General features: G+C 69.2%; 17 protein-coding genes. 7 read left to right on the top strand and 10 right to left on the bottom strand.

Annotation, left to right across the window (positions count from 1 at the left end; translation table 11 throughout):
• Window positions 1–109: 109 nt before the first annotated feature.
• Both NC595_RS10425 and NC595_RS10420 read left to right on the top strand, forming a co-directional pair.
• Window positions 110–607 (top strand): hypothetical protein, encoded by a 498-nt coding sequence (locus tag NC595_RS10425; RefSeq protein WP_253566247.1) that lies wholly within the window; start codon window positions 110–112, stop codon window positions 605–607.
• A complete protein-coding gene (locus NC595_RS10420) occupies window positions 555–1,940 on the top strand; it encodes an FAD-binding oxidoreductase (RefSeq protein WP_253566246.1) in 1,386 nt (461 codons plus the stop codon). The genes NC595_RS10425 and NC595_RS10420 overlap by 53 nt, the downstream gene beginning before the upstream one ends.
• Here NC595_RS10420 and NC595_RS10415 read toward each other — a convergent pair.
• Entirely contained in the window at window positions 1,898–4,408 is a 2,511-nt protein-coding gene (locus tag NC595_RS10415; protein ID WP_253566245.1) for an ATP-binding protein, read from the bottom strand. The genes NC595_RS10420 and NC595_RS10415 overlap by 43 nt on opposite strands.
• 160 nt (window positions 4,409–4,568) lie before the next feature.
• Here NC595_RS10415 and NC595_RS10410 point away from each other — a divergent pair, with 160 nt between their 5' ends.
• A complete protein-coding gene (locus NC595_RS10410; RefSeq protein ID WP_253566244.1) occupies window positions 4,569–5,174 on the top strand; it encodes a hypothetical protein in 606 nt (201 codons plus the stop codon).
• A gap of 33 nt (window positions 5,175–5,207) precedes the next feature.
• On the opposite strand, the gene nadD is transcribed toward NC595_RS10410, so the two are convergent.
• From nadD to NC595_RS10370, 8 genes are all read right to left on the bottom strand, one after another.
• Window positions 5,208–5,852, bottom strand: a complete 645-nt coding sequence (nadD, locus tag NC595_RS10405; protein ID WP_253566243.1) for a nicotinate-nucleotide adenylyltransferase — start codon at window positions 5,850–5,852, stop codon at window positions 5,208–5,210.
• A complete protein-coding gene (gene holA / locus NC595_RS10400) occupies window positions 5,849–6,862 on the bottom strand; it encodes a DNA polymerase III subunit delta (protein WP_253566242.1) in 1,014 nt (337 codons plus the stop codon). Before holA ends, nadD begins: the two co-directional genes overlap by 4 nt.
• A gap of 3 nt (window positions 6,863–6,865) precedes the next feature.
• Window positions 6,866–7,399: an LPS-assembly lipoprotein LptE gene (locus NC595_RS10395; protein WP_253566241.1), complete on the bottom strand. Its 534-nt coding sequence runs from the start codon at window positions 7,397–7,399 to the stop codon at window positions 6,866–6,868.
• Window positions 7,400–7,404: 5 nt separating this feature from the next.
• Window positions 7,405–10,056, bottom strand: a complete 2,652-nt coding sequence (leuS, locus tag NC595_RS10390; protein ID WP_253566240.1) for a leucine--tRNA ligase — start codon at window positions 10,054–10,056, stop codon at window positions 7,405–7,407.
• Window positions 10,057–10,180: 124 nt separating this feature from the next.
• Window positions 10,181–10,798 (bottom strand): PqiC family protein, encoded by a 618-nt coding sequence (locus NC595_RS10385; RefSeq protein ID WP_253566239.1) that lies wholly within the window; start codon window positions 10,796–10,798, stop codon window positions 10,181–10,183.
• A complete protein-coding gene (locus tag NC595_RS10380; protein ID WP_253566238.1) occupies window positions 10,795–12,468 on the bottom strand; it encodes a PqiB family protein in 1,674 nt (557 codons plus the stop codon). The genes NC595_RS10385 and NC595_RS10380 overlap by 4 nt, the downstream gene beginning before the upstream one ends.
• The gene (locus tag NC595_RS10375) at window positions 12,461–13,084 is read right to left on the bottom strand and encodes a paraquat-inducible protein A (RefSeq protein ID WP_253566237.1); all 624 of its coding nucleotides are present in this window, start codon (window positions 13,082–13,084) and stop codon (window positions 12,461–12,463) included. The genes NC595_RS10380 and NC595_RS10375 overlap by 8 nt, the downstream gene beginning before the upstream one ends.
• Entirely contained in the window at window positions 13,081–13,707 is a 627-nt protein-coding gene (locus NC595_RS10370; RefSeq protein ID WP_253566814.1) for a paraquat-inducible protein A, read from the bottom strand. The genes NC595_RS10375 and NC595_RS10370 overlap by 4 nt, the downstream gene beginning before the upstream one ends.
• 158 nt (window positions 13,708–13,865) lie before the next feature.
• On the opposite strand from NC595_RS10370, the gene trxA reads away from it, so the two are divergent.
• Window positions 13,866–14,738, top strand: a complete 873-nt coding sequence (gene trxA, locus NC595_RS10365) for a thioredoxin (RefSeq protein ID WP_253566236.1) — start codon at window positions 13,866–13,868, stop codon at window positions 14,736–14,738.
• Between the two features lie 56 nt (window positions 14,739–14,794).
• Here the strand turns inward: trxA and NC595_RS10360 are convergent, their stop codons facing one another.
• Entirely contained in the window at window positions 14,795–16,786 is a 1,992-nt protein-coding gene (locus NC595_RS10360) for an alpha/beta hydrolase family protein (RefSeq protein WP_253566235.1), read from the bottom strand.
• A 147-nt stretch (window positions 16,787–16,933) separates the two neighbouring features.
• On the opposite strand from NC595_RS10360, the gene NC595_RS10355 reads away from it, so the two are divergent.
• The 3 genes from NC595_RS10355 (at window position 16,934) to NC595_RS10345 (ending at window position 20,868) form a co-directional block, all read left to right on the top strand.
• A complete protein-coding gene (locus NC595_RS10355) occupies window positions 16,934–17,407 on the top strand; it encodes a DUF4442 domain-containing protein (protein WP_253566234.1) in 474 nt (157 codons plus the stop codon).
• Window positions 17,408–17,524: 117 nt separating this feature from the next.
• The gene (locus NC595_RS10350) at window positions 17,525–19,222 is read left to right on the top strand and encodes a glycosyltransferase family 39 protein (RefSeq protein WP_253566233.1); all 1,698 of its coding nucleotides are present in this window, start codon (window positions 17,525–17,527) and stop codon (window positions 19,220–19,222) included.
• A 5-nt stretch (window positions 19,223–19,227) separates the two neighbouring features.
• Window positions 19,228–20,868, top strand: coding sequence for a glycosyltransferase family 39 protein (locus NC595_RS10345; RefSeq protein WP_253566232.1), 1,641 nt, complete (start codon window positions 19,228–19,230; stop codon window positions 20,866–20,868).
• The last annotated feature ends 62 nt before the right edge of the window (window positions 20,869–20,930 follow it).

Genomic DNA, 20,930 nt, shown 5'->3' with positions numbered 1-20,930 from the left:
CACCCGCCAGCCCGGGGACCGTCGATAGACATCAAGCCATCCCGGCACGTCGAACACCCCCTCCGGCAGCAGATAGCGCGGCACCCGGCCCGCGGCCAGCAGGCGGCGGATGCGCGTGACGGACATCTCCAGCGGCGTCACCTCCAGCATCAGCGCGGCACCGGCCGAGTCGCCAGCCGGGTCGGCCGGGCGCGCGGCGATCACCGCCCGGAACCCCGACGCGCAAAAAACCCGACATGCACCAGCTCAACCGGGCGCCGGCAGCGATGCGATCCCGGCAGGCCGGCACGGCGATCGCCCCGGCCTCGCGCCGTGCATCGTGTCAAACATTGACGATGAGCTCGGGATCGCACCACATAGCGAGATCGGCACGTCGGTGCATTGCCGGGCGATCGCCATTGCTTCTCCACCCTCACGAAACCCTTACGCGCCGATCATGACCGGCGGGCCGCACCAGATCACTATCAGACCCGACGCCCGGATTATCCCGTTCGGGTACATGCGGCATATCATGGGAGCGGTGTCCCGGTGCCAGTGCGCGGAGGATGCAAGCCATGTCTATCGGATCCGACCGTCCCCACGCCATCAACTGGCAGGCCCTGGCTGACGCCTTGCGAGGTCCGCTGCTGCGGCCGGGCGACGCTGATTACGAAAATCGGCGACGGGTCTGGAATGGCGTGATCGACCGCCATCCGGCGGCAATCGCCTGCTGCGCCGATGCCGAGGATGTCTGCACTGCCGCCAGCTTCGCCACCCGGGTCCGGCTGCCGATCACCGTGCGTGGCGGCGGTCACAACGTGGCCGGACTGGCCGTGCGCGACGATGCGCTGATGCTTGACCTTGGCGACATGCGACATGTCGACGTTGACCCCCAGGCCCGCATCGCCCGGATCGAGGGCGGCGCGCTCTGGCAGGACGTGGACGCCGCCACCCAGCCGCACGGATTGGCAACTACCGGCGGCTTCGTATCGACCACCGGCGTCGGGGGTTACACGCTCGGCGGTGGCGTGGGATGGCTGATGCGACGCTGCGGCCTGGCAGTCGACAACCTGCTGGAAGCCGAGGTGGTACTGGCGGACGGTCGCTCGTTGGTGGCCAGCGAACAGCGCCATGCCGACCTCTTCTGGGGCCTGCGCGGCGGCGCGGGTGGGCTGGGCGTCGTTACCCGCTTTACCAGCCGCCTGCATCCGGTCGGCGAGGTGCTGGCCGGCGTGGTGTTCCATCCGATCGAAGCGGCGCCGTGGCTGCTGCGGACCTTCCGCGACGTCACGCCGAAGGCACCGGATGCGCTCACTGCGATGCTGGTAGTCACCAGCGTCCCGCCGCTGCCCTTCCTGCCGGCCTCGGCGCATGGCCAGCGTGCCATCGCACTGGCCTACTGCTGGAGCGGCGCTCCCGAGCAGGGGGCCCGCACAGTCGCCCCGTTGGCTGGATATGGCCAGCCCCTGGGACGGCACGAGGGTGTCGTGCCGTACGCTGTCTGGCAGCGGACTTTCGATCCGGGCGCGCCGGCCGGACACTGCTACTACTGGACCACATCGCAGCTCGACGATCTCGACGACATGCTGATCGAGGTGTTGCTGAGGCATGCGGAGGCTCCGCCCGACCCGCTGTGCGAGCTGCATATCCACCACCTTGGTGGCGCGGTGGCCAACGCACCGTCGACGGCTACAGCCTTTGCCCACCGCGACACCCCGTTCTTCGTCAACGTGATCGGCCATACCGCCGAAGCCGGCCGCTTCCCGGCCGTCCGCGACTGGACCTGCAGCTTCCGCACCGCGCTCGCACCCCATGCGCGCAGGGGCGTGCAGCCGAACTTCGCCGGGGAAACCGCCGACATCGATACCCGTGCCCATGGCGTCGTCGCGCAAGCGCGATTGGCCGAACTGCGCGCCCGTTACGACCCGCTTGGTCTGCTCGCCGCGTGGCGCGGCGGCTGAGCGTTGGCAATTGCGACCAGGGTCATCCGCGCGTCGGCGACGATCTCCTCGAAGCGCGCGGCGGCACCGGCCTGCCATGAGGAGGCGAAGGAAACGCCCAGGCCTTCGCGCACGGTCCGCACAGCCACCTGCTGTGCCTCCCGCCACTGTGGCATCAGCGGCGCGTCGGTCAATTCGCGCACGCGGGCGGCGGCGGCGAGGAATCGCGCCGCCTCCGGCAGGCGGCCGTCAGCGCTGCACAGGTAGGCGGTCCCCTCGACGCAGCCGGCTAGACCACGCCAGTGGCGCAGGCCGGCGAAGGCGTCGAGGTCGGCCAGCCAGTCGCTGGCCGCATCGGCAAACCGGCCCAGATACACGCGCAGCAGGGCCCGGTTGATCAGCGTGTACGCCAGCTGATAGCTGCCGTGCCCCGGTTCGGAAGCCGCCTGCAGCGCTGCGCTGAGGCACACCTCGGCTTCGTCGTGCCGCCGTCCCATGGCCAGCGCGATGCCGCGACCGAGCAGCGCCATCGATGCGAGCCACGGGTCGGCCTGCGCCTCGGCCACCCTGGCCGCCGCGGCCGCGCAGGCCTCTGCCTCAACAGTGTTGCCGCTGGCGGCCAGTTCGAATGCCAGCACCGCCCGCCCCGCTGCCGCCATCCAGTCGTCGCCCCATGCCGCGGCCAGCGCGACGCCCTCGCGCAGCAATGCCTCGGCGCGATCCTGCACCTGCGCGTGGTAATGCAACATGCCGCAGCCGATCAGCGCCTTGGCGCGTTGCCGGGTGGGTGATGGCTCGGCTGCGAGCGCCCGCTCCAGCCAGCCGGCAGGTTCGCGGTAATTGCTGCTCATCCGGAAGTACCAGCAGAGATCGCCGATCAGAGCAAGCGCATCCGCAGCTCGACCCGGCCGGGTCATGGCGTACTCGAAGGCCTCGTGCAGGTTGGCCCACTCGCGGCGGACCCGTTCGCACCACAGTTGCTCCCGGTCGCTGCGGATTTCCGCGTCGACCTGCTGCGCGAGTGCGACAAAGTGGGCCAGATGAGCATCGCGCAACCGGGCTTCATCACCGCGCTCGGCCAGCTGCTGGCTGGCAAACAGTCGCACACTGTCCAGCAGGCGGTAGCTCGGCGGATTGGTCGCGACGTCGACGACCAGCAGGGACTTGTCGACCAGCCCCTCCAGCAGGTCGAGCACTGCCTCGTCGCCCAGACCATAGACCGCGCCGATGGCGCAGGCACCGCCGAGCGTGCTGCCACCGGCGAACACGCTGAGGCCTTCAAGCAACGCACGCTCATGCGCGGACAGCAAAGCGAAACTCCATGCGATCAGCGCATGCAACGTCTGGTGACGCGCTGGCCGGCTGGAGCTGGCGTCCGCCAGGCTGAGCAGTTGTCCGTCCATCCGCGCCAGCAACTGCTGCGGACTGAGCAAGCGCAGCCTCGCCGCAGCGATCTCCAGCGCCAGCGGCAGGCCATCGACACCGCGGCATATCTCTGCCACCGCCGCGGCATTGGCCGGCGTCAAGGTAAAGCTGGATGCAGCCGCCCGCGAACGCACCAGCAGCAATTGCACGGCGGGCACCTGCGCCAGGCGCTCCGCCGCATCTGGCGAAGACCACTCGCCCGCATCGGGAACCGCCAGCGGCGGCAGCCAGCACAGCGACTCTCCAGCACAGTTCAGGCGGTGCTGGCTGGTCACCAGTACGCGCAACTCCGTGCTGGCCGCGAGCAGGGCGACGACCAGTTGCCCCAGCGGCGGAGCAATCCGCTCGCAGTTGTCGAATACCAGCAGCACTCGGCGCTGGCGTAGCAACTCGCACAGGCGTGCGACCAGTTCGTCCACGACTGCCGCGGCGGGCAGATCGAAAACGCCGGCCAGCCAGCGGACGATGCTCTCGCCGTCGGCCTGCAAGGTGCAGTCGAGTAGCCAGATCCCGTCCGGGAAATCCGCCTCGGCCCGACGCGCAACCTCCAGCGCCACCTGGGTCTTGCCGATCCCACCGGCGCCGGCGATGGTCACCAGGCGGCCGTCGCGCAGCAGCCGGGCAACATGCTCGATGGCCTCGTCGCGCCCGATCAGCGTCTCGGTCCGAGCCGGTACGCGCAGCCGTGCCGGCGGGGCGAAGCGCAGCGATGCCGAGGTCGTCGTCACCGCAGCAATGAAGCGGTAGCCCAGGCCGTGCACGGTCTGGATGCAATGCGGCCGGTCACTGTCGTCGTCGAGCGCCCGGCGCAGCTGCGCAATCACCCGGCTCAGCGTGGAGGGAGTCACGCAGCTGTGCCCCCAGACCGCGTCGAGCAGGTCGTCGCGACCGAGCAGTTGCCCGGGATGGGCCAGGAAATGCAGCAGCACGGCGAACGCACGCGGCTCGACGGCGATCTCGCGTCCGTCGCGGAGGATCCGGTGCGCCAGCGGCTCAACCACCACGTCCGCGAACGCATACGTCGCGGGTGGTTCCGTGTGCGCCAGGTACCTGCCGTCCACCATGCCCGGCCCCCGCCTGCATCGACTCACGGTGCTCCGCGCCGGGTCGATTCTCCCGATTCCCTCACCGAACCATCATGACTCGCCCCGCTCCCCGGGCACAGAGTCTACATGCCGGGCGGACCACACGCGCCACGCCCGACGCCACTACGGGAGGAACACCATGAGCACTCGCCTGAAAACCGCCGCCGCGCTGATCGCGCTCGGCCTCGTCGCCGTTACCGCCAGCCAGGGCGCGCGCGCTTGCGCACTTGGCGACATGCACCCCTGGAACAGTTCCCGCTGGGCGACGCCGCCCAGTCAGGCAGGACACCCGGCGGCCGGGCCGCAGGGTTCCCGCACCAGCACCAACCTGCTGCAGAGCCTGGTGCCGATCACCGGTCTGTACCGATTTACCTTCACGTCCCGGGGCAATTCGGGAATCCCCGACGGAGCCGTCATCGACCAGGGTTTCGAGATCTGGCACGCCGACGGCACCGAGATCATGAACTCCGGACGCCCCCCGATGACCCAAAGCTTCTGCATGGGCGCATGGGCCCAGACCGGACCGCGCAGCTATCACCTGAACCACTGGGCACTGAGCTGGGATGCTACCGGCACGTCCTTTGTCGGGCCGACCAACATCCGCGAGGACATCAAGCAGGCTGCCAGCGGCAATGCGTTCTCCGGCAGCTTCAGCATCGACCAGTACGGCACCGACGGCAACACGCTGCTGGGTAGCGTGAAAGGCACGGTATCCGCCACGCGGGTAACCGCCGACGCCAACTGACCATGAACTTCCCGCTTGCCCGGTCCGGGTCGCTCAACGGTGACCCGGACGCCGGTACGGGGCCAGCAGGGAGGGATCGTCAAAGACACCGCTGGGCAGCAGGTAACGTGGCTCCCGTCCTGCCGCGAGCAGCTCACGTACGCGCGTGGCGGACACCTCAAGTGGCGTAACCGGCAGTGCGACCACGCACCCGGCCGGACGACCTGACAGCATCGCCGGGTCGGCGACCCGGCGATGCGTAACGATGTTGGCCAGCGCATCGGGCCAGGCAGGCTCGTCGCCCGGCCGGGTGAGCACACCCAGGTGCGCCAGCTCGAACAGCTGTTCCCAGCGATGCCAACTGGTCAGCCCGGCAAAGGCGTCCTCGCCCAGCAGCAGGACAAGCGGCCGGGAGCCTTGCTCGGCGCGCACGACGGCCAGCGTATCGACGGTATAGGAAGGCCCTTCGCGATCCAGTTCACGGGTATCCAGCACCAGGCGCGATTGCCCCCGCAAGGCCACCCGCAGCAACGCAACGCGCTCGTCGGCGCCGGCTACCGGGGACGCGCGATGTGGCGGCACGCGAGCCGGTACCAGGCGTACCTCGGCATCCAGCAGTGCGGCCGCTTCCCAGGCCGCATTGAGGTGGCCGATATGCACCGGATCGAAGGTACCGCCGAGGATCGCCAGCGGTTTCATGCCAGCGCGGCGGCGGAACGCGGCTCGGCCATTGCGGCGATCAGCCGCTCGGCCTCGCGCCAGGCATCGCCATGCTCGCGGCCCTTGGCGATGCGGTCGATGCGCGCGGCCCGCGCCAGGCACTTCAGCCAGTGCTCGCGCGGCGCGCGGCGCAGCGCCTGGCGGAACAGCTGCTCGCGCGACTGCCACAGCCGCTCGGCCTTGGCCTGGGCGCCGAAGTCGCGGGCATTGGCCAGCCGTAGCGCCAGCTGCAGCTGGTTGACCACCCAGCCCATCAGCGGGATCAGGTCTTCACCCTCGGCACGCAGCCCCGCCAGGACGCGCAGCGCACGACCGCCGTCGCCGGCCAGCGCGGCATCGGTGAGCTTGAAGGCGTCGTAGCGGGCGCTGTCGGCAACCAGTTGCTCCATCTCGGCCGCATCAATGCGGCTCTTGCCGTCGTGCAGCACCACCAGCTTGTCGATCTCCTGCGCGGCGGCGAGCAGGTTGCCCTCCACGCGCTGCGCGAGCAGGGCCGCGGCGTCCGGTGTCGCGGCGAGCCCGCGCGAAGCGAGCCGCGCGCCAATCCAGCCGGCCCATTCGTGCGGGCGCGGCGCGTTGAACACCACCATGGCGCCGGCGGCATCGACCTTCTTGGTCCAAGCACCTTCGTGCTTGCTGCTCCACTCGGTGGCGGTGATCAGCAGGGTGACATCGGGGGGCAGATCCTCGCAGAACGCGCCGATCGCCTTGGCGCCCTCGACGCCGGGGCGGCCTGTCGGCAGGCGCAGGTCGAGCAGGCGCCGCGTGGCGAACAGCGACAGGCCGGCGGCGGAACGGGCCAGGTCATCCCAGTCGAAATGCTGGCCGGCCTCGAGCACCTCGCGCTCGGTGTAGCCGAGCTCGCGTGCGCGTGCCCGCAGCGCATCGGCCGCCTCCAGCACCAGCAGTTCCTCGCCGGCCAGCAGGTAGACACCCTGCAGCCGGTCGGCCGCCAACGCCTTGTGCCACTGAGCCGTAGCCAGCGGCATCGTTCAGGGCTTGCTGCTGCCGTCGGCGGCGGCAGCGTCCACATGGCGGGCTGCCGCCTGCAGGCGGAACAGGATCGACTGCACCATGTCGTCGACCAGGCTGCGCTGGATCTCCTCCACCTGTGCATCGTTGCCGATCGTGTTGGTGGCGTCGTAGCTGTATTCGCGCGACATCTGCACGGTCTGCTCGGGCAGCAGGACGTTGCCCGTGGCGTCGGCCACGCTGAACTTCACCGTGTACTGCACTGAATACTCGGTGATACGCGCGCCGCCGCTGATGCTGAGCGTCTGGGTGCGGAACGCCGCCACCGGCACCACCAGTTCGGCGATGCCCGGGCCGGAACCATCCTCGATGGTGATGCCGGAGTTGCGCAGCGCGCGAGCCAGGTTGCGCTGCAGATCACCGCCGTTGTTCACGGCGAGGTGGATGTGCTGCATCGAGGGCGGCAGGGCCACGCTCTGGCGCAGATGGAAGCCGCAGCCGGCGAGCAGCGCGGCCAGCCCCAGCAGCAACGACAGTTTCAGCAGACGGCTCATGCGATTCATCCCGCGACGATGTTGACGATCTTGCCGGGCACCACGATCACCTTGCGCACGGTCAGGCCCTCAAGATACGCGAGGACCTGCGGATGCGCGCACGCCATCGCCTCGGCCTCGTCCTTGCCGGCACTGGCCGGCACCTCGATGGTGGCGCGCAGCTTGCCGTTGACCTGCACCGCCAGGGTGAGCGAGTCGCGCACCAGGGCGGACTCGTCCACCGCCGGCCACGGCAGCGTCTCCAGCACGGTTTCCGGATGGCCGAGCACCTGCCACAGCGCGTGGCTCAGGTGCGGCGTGACCGGGTTGAGCAGCAGCACCATCGCCTCCAGCACCTCGTGGCGCACGGCACGGCCCTGGTCGCTCATGTCGCCGAACTTGCCGACTGCATTGAGCAGCTCCATCAGCGCGGCGATCGCGGTGTTGAACGCGTGGCGGCGGCCAAAATCGTCGCCGACTTTCTGGATCGTCTCGTGCAGCTGGCGACGCAGCGCCTTCTGGCCGGCGTCGAGCGCGGCCGGATCGACTACCGGATGATCCGGCTGCGACGCATGCGTGGTGACCTCGCGCCAGAACCGGCGCAGGAAGCGCGCCATGCCCTCCACGCCGGCCTCGCTCCACTCCAGCGACTGCTCCGGCGGCGCGGCGAACATCGAGAACAGGCGCACCGTGTCGGCGCCGAACTTGCCGACCATCGACTGCGGGTCCACGCCGTTGTTCTTCGACTTGGACATCTTCTCGATGCCGCCGATCGCCACCGGCTGGCCGTCGGCCTTCAGCAGCGCGCCGACCACGCGCGCCTTGTCGTCGCGCTGGATCTCCACGTCGGCCGGGTTGATCCAGTCCTTCGAGCCGTCGGCGTTCTCGCGGTAGAAGGTCTCGGCGATCACCATGCCCTGGCACAGCAGGTTGGTGGCCGGCTCGTCCGACTGCACCAGGCCCGCGTCGCGCATCAGCTTGTGATAGAAGCGGAAGTACAGCAGGTGCAGGATGGCGTGCTCGATGCCGCCGATGTACTGGTCCACCGGCAGCCAGTAGTTGGCGCGTGCGTCCACCTGCTCGGCCGCACCCGGCGAGGTGTAGCGCGCGTAGTACCAGCTCGACTCCATGAACGTGTCGAAGGTGTCGGTCTCGCGCTCGGCCGCACCACCACACTCGGGGCAGCTGGTCTTGCGCCATTCCGGATCGGCCTTGATCGGCGACTGCACGCCCGAGAACGCCACGTCCTCCGGCAGCAGCACCGGCAGCTGGTCTTCCGGCACCGGCACGTCGCCGCACTTTGCGCAGCGGATCACCGGGATTGGGCAGCCCCAGTAGCGCTGGCGGCTCACGCCCCAGTCGCGCAGGCGGTAGTTCACGCGGCGCTCGCCCTTGCCGTCCTTGCCCAGCACCTCGGCAATGGTGTCGAAAGCCTCGCGGTAGTTCTTGCCGTCCAGCACGCCGGAGTTCACCACGCGCATGTCGGCGCGGGTCTTGTCGCCGTACCACTCCTGCCAGTGGCTCGCGTCGTAGCTCTCGCCGTCGACCGCGATCACCTGCCGGATCGGCAGGCCGTACTTGTTGGCGAATTCGAAGTCGCGCTCGTCGTGGCCCGGTACCGCCATCACCGCGCCGGTGCCGTAGCCCATCAGCACGAAGTTGGCCACCCACACCGGCACCTTGTCGCCGGTGACCGGATGGATCGCGAACAGGCCGGTAGCCATGCCGCGCTTTTCCTGGGTTTCCAGCTCGGCCTCGGAGACGCCGCCCTGGCGCAGCTCGCTCAGGAACGCGGCCAGTTCGGGGTTGCTCTCCGCCGCCTTAACCGCCAACGGATGCTCGCCGGCGATCGAGACGAAGGTGACGCCCATCAGCGTGTCGGGGCGCGTGGTGAATACGGTCAGCGGCTCGGCCTCTCCCTCTACCGCGAAGTGGATCTCCAGCCCTTCGCTGCGGCCGATCCAGTTGCGCTGCATGGTCTTGACCGCATCCGGCCAGCCCGGCAGCGTGTCCAGGCCGTCGAGCAGCTCCTGCGCGTAGTCGGTGATCTTCAGGAACCACTGCGGGATCTCGCGCTTTTCCACCAGCGCGCCGGTGCGCCAGCCGCGGCCGTCGATCACCTGCTCGTTGGCCAGCACGGTCTGGTCGACCGGGTCCCAGTTCACCACGCTGTTCTTGCGGTAGGCGATGCCCTTCTTCATCAGCCGCACGAACATCCGCTGCTCGTGCACGTAGTAGTCCGGGCGGCAGGTGGCGAACTCGCGCGACCAGTCGATCGCGTAGCCCAGCGACTTGAGCTGGCCGCGCATGTGCTCGATGTTGGCGTAGGTCCACTTGGCCGGCGCGGTCCTGTTCTTGATCGCGGCGTTCTCGGCGGGCAGGCCGAACGCGTCCCAGCCCATCGGCTGCAGCACGTTCCTGCCCTGCATGCGCTGGAAGCGGCTGATCACGTCGCCGATGGTGTAGTTGCGCACGTGGCCCATGTGCAGGGCGCCGGACGGGTACGGCAGCATCGAGAGGCAGTAGAACTTCGGACGGCTGGCATCCTCGGTCACCTCGTAGGCGCGCTCGGCGGCCCAGTACTGCTGCGCCGCCGCTTCCACCGCCTGCGGCCGGTAGGCATTTTCGCCCGCCTCGGTGCCAGCGGAAGGGGAACCCTGTTCGTCGTTGTTCTGCATGTGTCCGGTGCCGTGGGTACGTGGTGTGACGAGGCCTGCGGCCGATCCGCGCCGCCGTCGCGATAGCCGGCCAGCCTAGCCCAAGCACCGAGGGCTCGCCAAGCCGGAAACGGTGCGGCTGCACTCAGCCGCCCGGGCAGCGGGCGTCCCCGGCCTCCAGGTCACGCGCCGCCCGGGCGATCTGGTCGGCCAGCCGGCCCAGCGCCTGCTGGTGCCCCTGCACCAGCGCGTCGTAACCCGCGCCTACCGGCTGGTTGAAGCGGCTGGCGCAGGCCAGGCTGCGCGGGGCGCCGTCCCCGTCGAGCAGGCGCAGGCTCCAACCGGCTTCCAGCAGGGCGTAGCCGCCTGGCTGCGAATCGAAACGGCGCACGTCGACCTTGATGCGGACCACGGGCTGCCCCTGGCGGGCCAGCCCGGACACGTCCGGATGCCCCAGCGCCCTGGCGATTCCGGCCGACAGCGCGCCGCGGATCTCGTCCGCCAGCGGCGCAATCCAGCGCTCGCCCTGCAGCAGCGCCACGCCCTGTCCACCCTGGCGCACCACCAGCTGCGGCTGGTCGTCCTGGGCGGGGATGCTCACCGGCAACAGCTCGAACGCCGGGCCCGAGCCGCCCTGCTCCGGCGCGGCGGACGCTGGCGGCACCAGCGTGTAGTAATGCGTCGGCGCGGAGGCGCAGGCACCGAGCGCCAGCACGGCGCCGAGCGCCACGAGGCGGCCGGACAGGTTGCGCAGGCGCGTCATGGCTTGCTCCCTTGCTTGGATGGTTGGGCTTCGGTCGGCGGCTTCGAGGGGGCCGGGTCGCTCTTGCGCCCGCGGATCAAGGCTTCCGGGTGGGTCCCGAGGTAGTCGCTGAACACCCGCAGCGAGCGCGCCATGCGCTGCAGCTCCTGCAGCGTGCCCTGCAGGTTCTGCTGCAGCGGCGAATCCGGCGAGAGCGCATTGTCGGTGGTACCCAGCGTCCGGCGGGCATCCTTGAGCGTGCCCTTGAACTCGGGCAGCACCTGGCCATTGACCTGCTTGAGCGTGCCGTCGAGATCGGCCAGGGTCTGGTCCAGGTGCTTGCCGATGCTGTCGAACGGGATCTTCTGCACCTTGTCCACGATCTCCGCGAGCTGCTCCTGCAGCTTGTCGAAGCTGCCCGGAGCGGTAGGGATCTGCAACGGGCGGACCGTCGGGTCGAAGGCGACCTTCGGCGCCTTCGGCAGGAAATCCATCGCGATGTAGAGCTGGCCGGTCAGCAGGTTGCCGGTGCGCGCCTGCGCGCGCAGGCCATGGGCGACCAGCTTGCCCATGATCGGCGCCAGGTCGGGACTGCCGTTCTGCTCCTGCGCCTGGGCCACCAGCTTGTCGTAGGCGCGACCGAGCCGCTGCGGATAGACCACGGCGCCCACGGTCACCGGGAAACTCTCGCGCTTGGCGTCGTAGTCCATGGTGATCGACACCACCCGGCCGATGTTGATGCCGAGGAATTCCACCGGCGCGTCCACCGCCAACCCGCGCAGTGACTGGTCGAAGCGCATGCGGATGTACTGCGGCGGACCATCCGGCGGCGCCATCGCGGTGGCCTTGTCGTCGAACAGCCGGTAGGACGCTCCCTCCTGCGCCGGGGTGGCATCGTGCGGACCGGCCGGATCCTGGAACGCCACGCCACCGGCCAGCACGGTGGCCAGCGACTGCGTGTTCACCTTCAGGCCGTTCGCCCCCAGCGAGACATCCAGGCCGCTGGCGTTCCAGAAGCGCGACGAACGGGTGACGAACTGGTCGTAGGGACCGTCTATGAAGATGGTGAAAGTGACGCCCTTGCCGTCCTTGTCCAGCTCGTAGGACGCCACGCGGCCCACCTGCACCCGACGGAAGTACAGCGGCGAGCCGATGTCCAGCGAGCCGAGGTCCTCGGCGTGCAGGACGAAGCTCTTGCCCGGCGCCCCATAAGTGACCGCCGGCGGGTTCTCCAGCCCCTTGAAGTCGTAACGCGTCTCGTCCGATGTACCGACATCGGCGCCGATGAAGGCGCCGGACAGCAGCGTGTCGACCCCCGATACACCGCCCAGCCCGATCCGCGGACGCACCACCCAGAAGCGGGTGTCGGCGCGGGCAAAGCCCTCGGCACTCTTGTCCAGCGCCACCTTGACCAGCACCTGGCTTCGATCCGGGCTGAGCCGGATGTGGGTGACCTTGCCGATCACCACGTTCTTGTACTTCACCGTGGTCTTGCCGGCGTCCAGGCCCTCGGCGGACTGGAAACTGATGGTGATCGACGGCCCGGCCTGCATCCAGCTGTGCACCACCAGCGACAGTCCCACCACGGCGGCGAGGATCGGCACCAGCCAGATCAGCGAGGCACCCAGCCGGCGCCGGTGCACTACCGGCTGCGGCAGCTCGTCGCCCGCGGGATTGGTTTCTTCAGTCATCGTTGTCCCTGCTATCCCAGATCAGGCGCGGATCGAAACTCATCGAGGCGAACATCGTCGCCACCACGGTCAGGCCGAAGTACACCACTCCCGGCAGCGGCTCCACCTGGCTCAACACGTTGAAACGCACCAGCGCGGTCAGCAGCGCCACCACGAACACGTCGAGCATCGACCAGTAGCCGATGAACTCGACCAGCCGGTAAAGCATCGTGCGCTGGCGCTGTGCCCACATGCTGCGGCGCTGGACGGATACCAGCAGCGTCCCCAGCACCAGGAATTTCAGCATGGGTACCACGATGCTCGCCGTGAAGACGATGACCGCCAGATCCGGCGAGCCCTTGACCCACAGCTCGACCACGCCGCTGAGGATGGTGTTGTCGTCCACGTCGCCCAGGCTCACCGTGCGCATGATCGGCAGCAGGTTGGCCGGAAGATAGAAGATGAACGCGGTAATCAGCCACGCCCAGGTGCGGCTGGCGCTGGCCGACTTGCGCCGGTGCAGGCGCGCGCCGCAGCGCGGGCAGGCCTGGTCGTGCACATGGCCGTCGCGGCATACCAGGCCGCACACGTGGCAGCCGATCAGGCCCAGCTCGTCAGCCCGCGGCAGCGCGCTCACCGCGACCGCTCCCGCGTCACGTCCCACAGCTGACGCAGGTCCACCGTGCCAAATACCGTGATCAGCAGCATCAGCGCGCCGTAGGCGAAGATGCCCGGATCCGGCACTACGTGGAAATACACCCGCGCCTTGACGATGGCGACCATCGCGCCGAGCACGAACACCTCGCTCATCGTCCACGGCCCGAGGTAATGCAGCACGATCATCGCGCTGCGGAAACCCGGCCCGCGCTCACCGCGCCGGGCGAACCAGAACACCCAGCCGAACAGCAGCATCTTCGCCATCGGGAAAAAGAACAACGTGAGCGCGGCGAGCACCGCGACCACTTCGGCATGCTGCTGCCACATCGTGACGATGGTGCCCCACAGCGTGGCGCTGCTCGGCCGGCCGTTGAGCTCGAGGGTCACGATGGGCCAGATATTGGCCTGCACGAAGACCACCATGGCGGTGAAGGTGAGCGCGAGCAGCTGGTCCGGCCCCAGCCGGGCATGCCGCTCGAGGATGTTGTGGCAGCGCTCGCAGCAGGCCACCTCGCCCCGCGACAGCGGGCGCCGACGGTACACCGTGTCGCAGTGCTCGCAGATCAGCAGCCCTGCCGTGGTGGATGGCGTGTTCGCGCCCATGCGTATGGTGCTGTTTCCCAGGCTGGTCATCGCGGGATTCTCGCAAATCTCGGCGCATGGCGCTGAACCGGCCTCGACCGCACCGGCCGGTCTCCATGCTCTTGATATGCTGCCGTCGGGCCCAGATCTGGGGCGCCATTGACCACCGGAGCGATACCGTGACCGACACCGCCCATCCACACGTCTTCGAAGTCACCGAGAGCAACTTCGAAAGCGACGTCCTGCAGGCCTCGCTCGACACCCCGGTGCTGGTGGATTTCTGGGCAACCTGGTGCGGCCCGTGCCGCACGCTGGGCCCGATGCTCGAGAAGCTGGCCGGCGAGTTCAACGGCGCCTTCCGACTCGGCAAGGTCGACGTGGATGCCAACCAGCAGCTGGCGGCGATGTTCGGCATCCGCTCCATCCCCACGGTGATGCTGGTCAAGGACGGGCAGATCCTCGACGGCTTCGCCGGTGCCCTGCCGGAAGGTCAGCTGCGCGAGTTCCTTGCCCGCCACGTGCAGCCGCTCGACGGCGAACCCGTCGCTGGGGGCGACGAGGCCGTTGCGGCGCCGACCGAGTCGCCGACCGAGGCGGTCAACCGCCTGCAGCAGGCGATCGCCGCGGCCCCCGACCAGCCGCAGCTGAAGCTCGACCTGGCGGTGGCACTGATGCGGCTGGGCAACGTGGACGCCGCGCAGGCCGAGCTCGATGCCCTGCCCGCCAACCTCGCCACCGACGCACGCGCCGTGCGCCTGCGCCATCAGCTCGATCTGGCTGGCGCCCTCGCCGGCGCGCCGACGATGGAGGCCCTGCGCCAACGGATGGCCGCCGATCCGGCCGACTGGGAAGCGCGCGACCTGCTCGGCGTACGCCTGCTGATCGAGGACGAACCGGCGGCCGGGCTCGAGCAGTTCCTCGTCATCCTGGAGAAGGCCCGCGACTGGAACGACGGCGCCGCGAAGAAGCGCCTGATTGCCGCCTTCGCCACCCTCGACGACGCCGAACTGGTGGGCCGCTACCGGCGCCGCATGGCTTCGCTGCTGTTCTGATCGCTGCACGCCGGATCGCACCGGCCCACGCGTGGGCCGATGCAAGGGCCCGCAGATCAATGCGGCTTGGCGGCCCCGGCGGCAGCACTTCCGATATTGCGATCGAGGAATCCGACCACCTTCTGGAACAGGCTGGCGCGGTGGTCCTCGCCGTAGAAGCCATGCCCCTCACCGGATTCGTACAGCCACTCCGGCTCGTTGCCGGCCTTCTGCAATGCCACGCGCATGGCCCGCCCCTGATCCGGCGGCACGCGGGTGTCCTGCCCGCCCACCACCAACATCACCTGCGCCTTGATCTTTGCCGCCTGGGTGTCGGGCGAGATGGCCGCCAGCTTCGCCGGATCGCTGCCCAGCACTCCGCGGAAGAAGCTTTCTCCGGCGGATGAATCGGTCGCGTCGCTCCAGCGTTCCAGCTTCGCCAGGTCGTAGACGCCAACGTATCCGATCGCGCAACGGTAGAGCCCCGGCTCCTTCGCCACACCTTCCAGCGCAGCGTAGCCACCGTAACTGCCGCCGAAGATGCAGATCCGGCCCGCATCGGCAATGCCCTGGGCAATCGCCCATTTCGTGGCATCGGTGACGTCGTCCTGCATCGCCCCACCCCACTGCCGGTAGCCGGCCACCTGAAACGCCCCGCCGTAGCCTCCCGAACCACGGTAGTTCACCTGCAGCACGGCATATCCATGCGTCGCAAGCATCTGCACGTAGGGATCGAACCCCCACCAGTCGCGGATGCCGAACGGACCGCCATGCACGAAAACCACCATCGGCAGGTGGTGCGCCTGTTCCTGCCCCGGGGGCGTGCTGAGGTAGCCGTGGACGGTCAGTCCGTCGCGGGCCTTGAACGACACCGGCTGCATTTCCGCCATGCGGTTCGGGTTGATCCATGAGCGGCTTTTCAGCAGCGGGGTGGTCTTGCCGCTCTTGCGGTCCCACAGGTAGTAGGTGCCCGGGTCCATGTCCGAACTGGCCAGCAGGATCGCCTTGCTGCCGTCCCGCGTGGTCGATTCGATGGAGACGCTCTCACCTGGCAGGGCCTTCGACATCGAGCCGATCAATGCGATGCTGTCGGCATGCGGCGCAATGGCCTGCACCATCGGCAAGCCCGGCATCGAGGCCACGCCGACGAGGTCCTTGTGGTCCAGGCTCCTGATCAGGTGGTAGAGCTCCACCGTGTCGCTGCTCCACACCGCCGGCTGCATGGCCTCGCCGTCCACCTTCCAGGGGCACAGCGCGTCGACCTTGCCCGGCGCGCCGCAGTGCATGTAGACCAGACGATCGTCGCCACTGAAGACGAGCGGCGTCGGCGCAAACGAGCCCAGCGGTGCATCGAACAGCAGCTTCCAGGGCTGGCTTTCGCCGGTGCGGTAGTACACCTGCCGATGCGCGTGCGCGTCGTCGCCGATGGCGAACCGCGCCACGCCATGGTGGTCGACCACAAATGAAGCATCACGCACCGGCGCAGTGCCTGCCGGCCGCATCGTGCCGTCCATCACGTTCATCACGTTGAGCTGGGTGAACGCGCCGTCCTTGTAGCTGTACCAGGACCAGACCCCGACCAGCACATGCCGGTCGTCGCCAGGAAGCGTATCGACCATCTCTGCGCTGGCCAGCTCGGACTGCGGTTTCTGGATATGGGTGGCGATGGACGATCCGCCGGCGCGATAGCCGAACAGCAGCTTGGCGCCCGTACCGTCGGCGTTCACCCCGAACAGCTCTCCGGTCGCAAAGGGCGCGTCCCACCCGGCCAGGTCGGTGGTCTCGTTGTAGATGATCCGCTGGTTGTTGGCCCACCACAGCTGGTAGACCTCGTTCCCGTCGCGCGGCTTGACGACGACGCCCTTGTGGGTGACCAGGTCGACGATCGCCAGCACCGGCTTGCCGTCGACCACGGCCTTCGCCGCGACATGCTGCCCATCGGGCGAGATCCGCAGGTCCGAGTATTCGGCATGACGCGCCAGATCCGCGAACGACACTGCCTCCGCCCCCGCCGAGCCCGCGGCCATCACCAGCAACACGCCCAGCATCCACCTGCCGATCCTTTCCATGATTTTCCCCTGTGGGCGCCTTGCACGCCGAGTGCGCGGAGTATCTCCACGCCGGGGCATTTCGCCAAGACAGTCGCCCACCCAGACCATACCTTTACGTATGGTTGCTGTAAGCTGCCGATCCCCTCCACTCCCCCGCCCCGGTGCATGCGCCCGAACACCTTCCGTCGCCTCATCAACCTGTGGCCCCCGTTCCTGGTCAACAGCATCCGCGTGCAGTCGATCGCGCAGGACTGGAGCGAAGCGCATGTGCTCCTGCGGCTGCGGCCATGGAACCGCAACTATGTGCGTACGCAGTTCGGCGGCAACCTGTTCGCGATGAGCGATCCGTTCTGGATGCTGCTGGCGATGCACCGGCTGGGACGCGACTACCTGGTATGGGACAAGGCCGGCGCGATCGACTTCGTGGCGCCCGGCCGCGCCGACGTCCACGCGGCATTCCGGATGCCCGACGCCGTGGTCGACGAGCTGCGCTCGGCGGCGGCCGGCGGCGACAAGGTGTTGCGCTGGTTCGAGACCGAGATCACCGCCTCGAACGGCGAGGTGGTGGCACGTGTCCGCAAGCAGCTCTACGTGCGGCTCAAGCCGGCCGTGCGCGGGCAGCGCGATGCAACGGCATGAGGTCCCGACTTGCCTGACCTCGAAAATGCAGGCCGGCTGAAAACGTCCTGAAAGAGTAGACGGACACAGTGGGAGGCTCTCCGGCAGGACGCCCCCACCCACCGTGGCCCATCCGACATGCTGAGTGCCCGCCCCGGCATTTCCCCGCAACGCGCGGTGCCGGCCCACGCCGAACGTGCCGGCCTGCTTTCGCTGCTCGTCACCCTGTTGTGGGGCGCAGCATGGATCGCTGGACTCATGCGCAGCGGCCTGGGCGAGCCGGACGAGGGCCGTTACGCCGAGGTCGCGCGGGAGATGCTCGCCAGCGGCGACTGGATCACGCCGCGCCTCGACGGCTTCCTGTTCTTCGACAAGCCCCCCCTGCACTACTGGGGAACGGCGGCCGCGTACGCACTGCTCGGCACCGAGCCCTGGGTGGCACGGTTGTGGGGCGCGCTGGCCGGCCTGCTGGCGATCGCCGCGGTGGCCTGGGCCGGGTGGCGGGTGTGGGGGCGCGCGGCCGGCTTCTACGCCGCGACGATCCTCGGCAGCAGCCTCTTGTTCGCGACGAGCGCGCACGTGGGTACGCTGGACCTCGGCGTCGCCGCCTTCCTGGCACTGGGCATGGCCTGTTTCGTGGTGGCGCAGTTCGATCCGGCGTCGGCGTCACGCCGCACGGCGCTCAACCTCGGCATGTGGGCGGCGCTGGCACTGGCGGTGCTTTCGAAGGGACTCATCGGCGTGGTGCTGCCGGGCATGGTGCTGGCGGTGTACATGCTGTGGCAGCGGGACTGGCGTGTGCTCGGGCGCGTCTCGCTGCTGCCGGGCCTGGTCCTGCTGCTGGCGGTGTCGGCCCCGTGGTTCATCGAGGTGACTCGGCGGCACTCGGAGTTCTTCGATTACTTCTTCATCCGCGAACACTTCACGCGCTTCCTCACCTCGGCCGACAACCGCGGCAAGCCGCCCGGCTTCTTCCTGCCGGTGGTGTTGCTGGGGCTGTTCCCGTGGACCGCGCTGGTGCCGTTCAGCCGCAGCGGCTGGCGGGCGATGTGGAGCGGCGCACCGGTGGACCGGCTGCTGCTGGCCTGGGTCGGCGTGGTGTTCGTGTTCTTCTCGATCTCGCACTCGCAGTTGCCGTTCTACATCCTACCGCTGTTCCCCGCAGCCGCCCTGCTGCTCGGCCGTATCGCCGCCCGACTGCCGCATGAGGCGCTGGCGCGGCGCATGCGCGTGACCGCCTGGGCGGCCGCCATCGCCGCGGCCGCCGCGCTGGCCGTGGCGCTCGCGCAGCGCCACGACCCGGCGCACGCGGGCATGCCGTCCGCGCTCGGCGGACTGGCCGCGGGCCTGGCGATCATGGCGCTCGCGGCGGGCTATGCGACCGGCCGGCTGACCCGGCACCGCCACCACGATGCGGCGATGCACGCGCTGGCCCTGGCCGGCATCGTCGGCTGGACGATCACCCTGCTGGCGTCGCAGGCCTGGGTCGGACCGCGCTCGGGCGAGCCGGTGGCGCGGCTGATGGCGCCGGCGCTCACCGTGGACACGCCGGTCTACATGGTCGGCGGCTTCGTCCGCGGCCTGCCGTTCTACCTGGAGCGCCCGGTGACCATCGTGGCGCAGGACCGCGACGATCTCACGCCCTTCATCGACTCCCGCCCCGGCGGCTACCTGCCGACGCTCGAAGCCTTCGAGGCACGCTGGCGTGCCTCCGCCCACGGCGTCGCCCTGGTCGACGCGCGCGCCATGGCGGTGCTGCAGCAACACCGGCTGCCGTACGTCTTGCTCGGCCGCCTGCCCACGGGGTTCGTCATCGCCCGCCAGCCCGCCCGGTGAGCGCGGTGCGTTCGCATGCAGGCCCGGCGTCGCCGGCCCCTGCCTTCCCGTCGAACCGCCGCCTGGCCGGATGGCTGGCGCTGTGGTTCGCCGTGGCGCTGGTGGCGATCTTCCAGCACGGTCCGGTGCCGATGTACTCCACCCGCACCCTCGCAGTGGCGTGGGAGATGTGGCAGCGGCACAGCTTCCTGGTGCCCTACCTCAACGGGGCGCCCTACAGCGACAAGGCGCCGTTGCTGTTCTGGCTGATCCACGCCGGCTGGGCACTCGTTGGCGTGAGCGATGGCTGGCCGCGCCTGCTCGAAGTGCTGCTCGGCGCAGTCCAGTTGTTGCTGTGCATCCGGCTCGCGCGGCGGCTGTTCCCGGCGCAAGCAGCAATCGCGTATGCCGCGCCGCTACTGTTGATGAGCTTCAGCTACGCGTTCGAGTTCGGGCTGCAGTCGATGTACGAGGTGCTGCTCGCCGACTGCGTACTGGCGGCCCTGCTGGCACTGCGCCCCGGCCCCGGCGAGGAACGACCGAACCTTCCCGGATTCGCTGTCGCCGTGGCGCTCGGGCTGCTGGCCAAGGGACCGGTGATGCTGCTGCATGCCGGGCTGCCGTGGCTGCTCGGCCCGCTGTGGCAGCCGTGGGCATCGCGCTACCGTGCACGCTGGTACGCCACCGGTGCGCTGGCGGTGCTGGCTGCATTGGCCGTGCTGCTGGCCTGGGCGCTTGGCGCCAGCGCGGTGGGTGGCGAGGTCTATCGACAGCAGTTGCTGTTCCACCAGACCGCTGGGCGGGTGGTCGATGCGTTCGCACACCGGCAACCGCTCTGGTGGTACCTGCCGGTGCTGCCGGCATTGGTGTTCCCGTTCGTGCTGTGGCCGCGCCCCTGGCTCGGCATCGTCGCGCTGCCGCTGAATCGGGACGACGGCCTGCGCTTCCTCGCCGCCTGGCTGGCGCCGGTGCTGCTCGGCTTTTCGCTGGTGTCCGGCAAGCAGGCGTACTACCTGCTGCCCGAGTACGCCGGCTTTGCCCTGCTGCTGGCGGCAGCGCTGGCGTACGCCCCGTCGAATAGCCCGCGCGGACTCGGGCCGTGGCCGCTGGCCCTGTTCACCCTGCTGCTGGGGATCGGGCTGCTGGCGCTGCCCACGTTGGTGGCACGCGGCGTGGTGCAGTCGCCGATGCTGCATTCCTTCGCCACCCACAGCCGCGGCTTCGGCGGGCTGTTCGTGCTGCTGGCCGCGCTGCTCGCCACCCGCGGGGCGGAGCTGGAGAAGATCGTGCTCTCGGCCCTGCTCGGCGTGCTGGCGATCAACACCCTGTTCACCCTGACCTGGTGGCACGCCTTCGACCTGCGCGAGGCCTCCGCAGTGCTGGCGAGAGCCGAGGCGGAGCATCGGCCGATCTTCAACAACGAGGGCTACAACGGCCAGTTCACCTTCGCCGGCCGGCTGACCCGGCGAATCGACGAGGCCGCCGGTCCGGTGGCGCTGCGGCGGTGGGCAGTGGCGCACCCGCAGGGTGTGGTGGTGACCTACCCCAGGACCGAAGCCGAGGCCCGCGCCTGCCCAGCGCTGCATGTGCAGCGCTTCCGCGGAGTATGGCTGGCGATCCGGGCGGCGTCGGCATACCTGCCGCAGTCCGCGACGCCCTGCCCCTGAGATCCACCGCAGTCCCGACGCCATCGCCTGCGAAGGGGCGATCCCAGCCGGCCCGCCTGCAG

It is taken from the genome of Dyella lutea (assembly GCF_024158035.1).
Taxonomy (GTDB): Bacteria; Pseudomonadota; Gammaproteobacteria; order Xanthomonadales; family Rhodanobacteraceae; genus Dyella_A; species Dyella_A lutea.
This window is presented reverse-complemented; position numbering and strand designations above follow the sequence as displayed.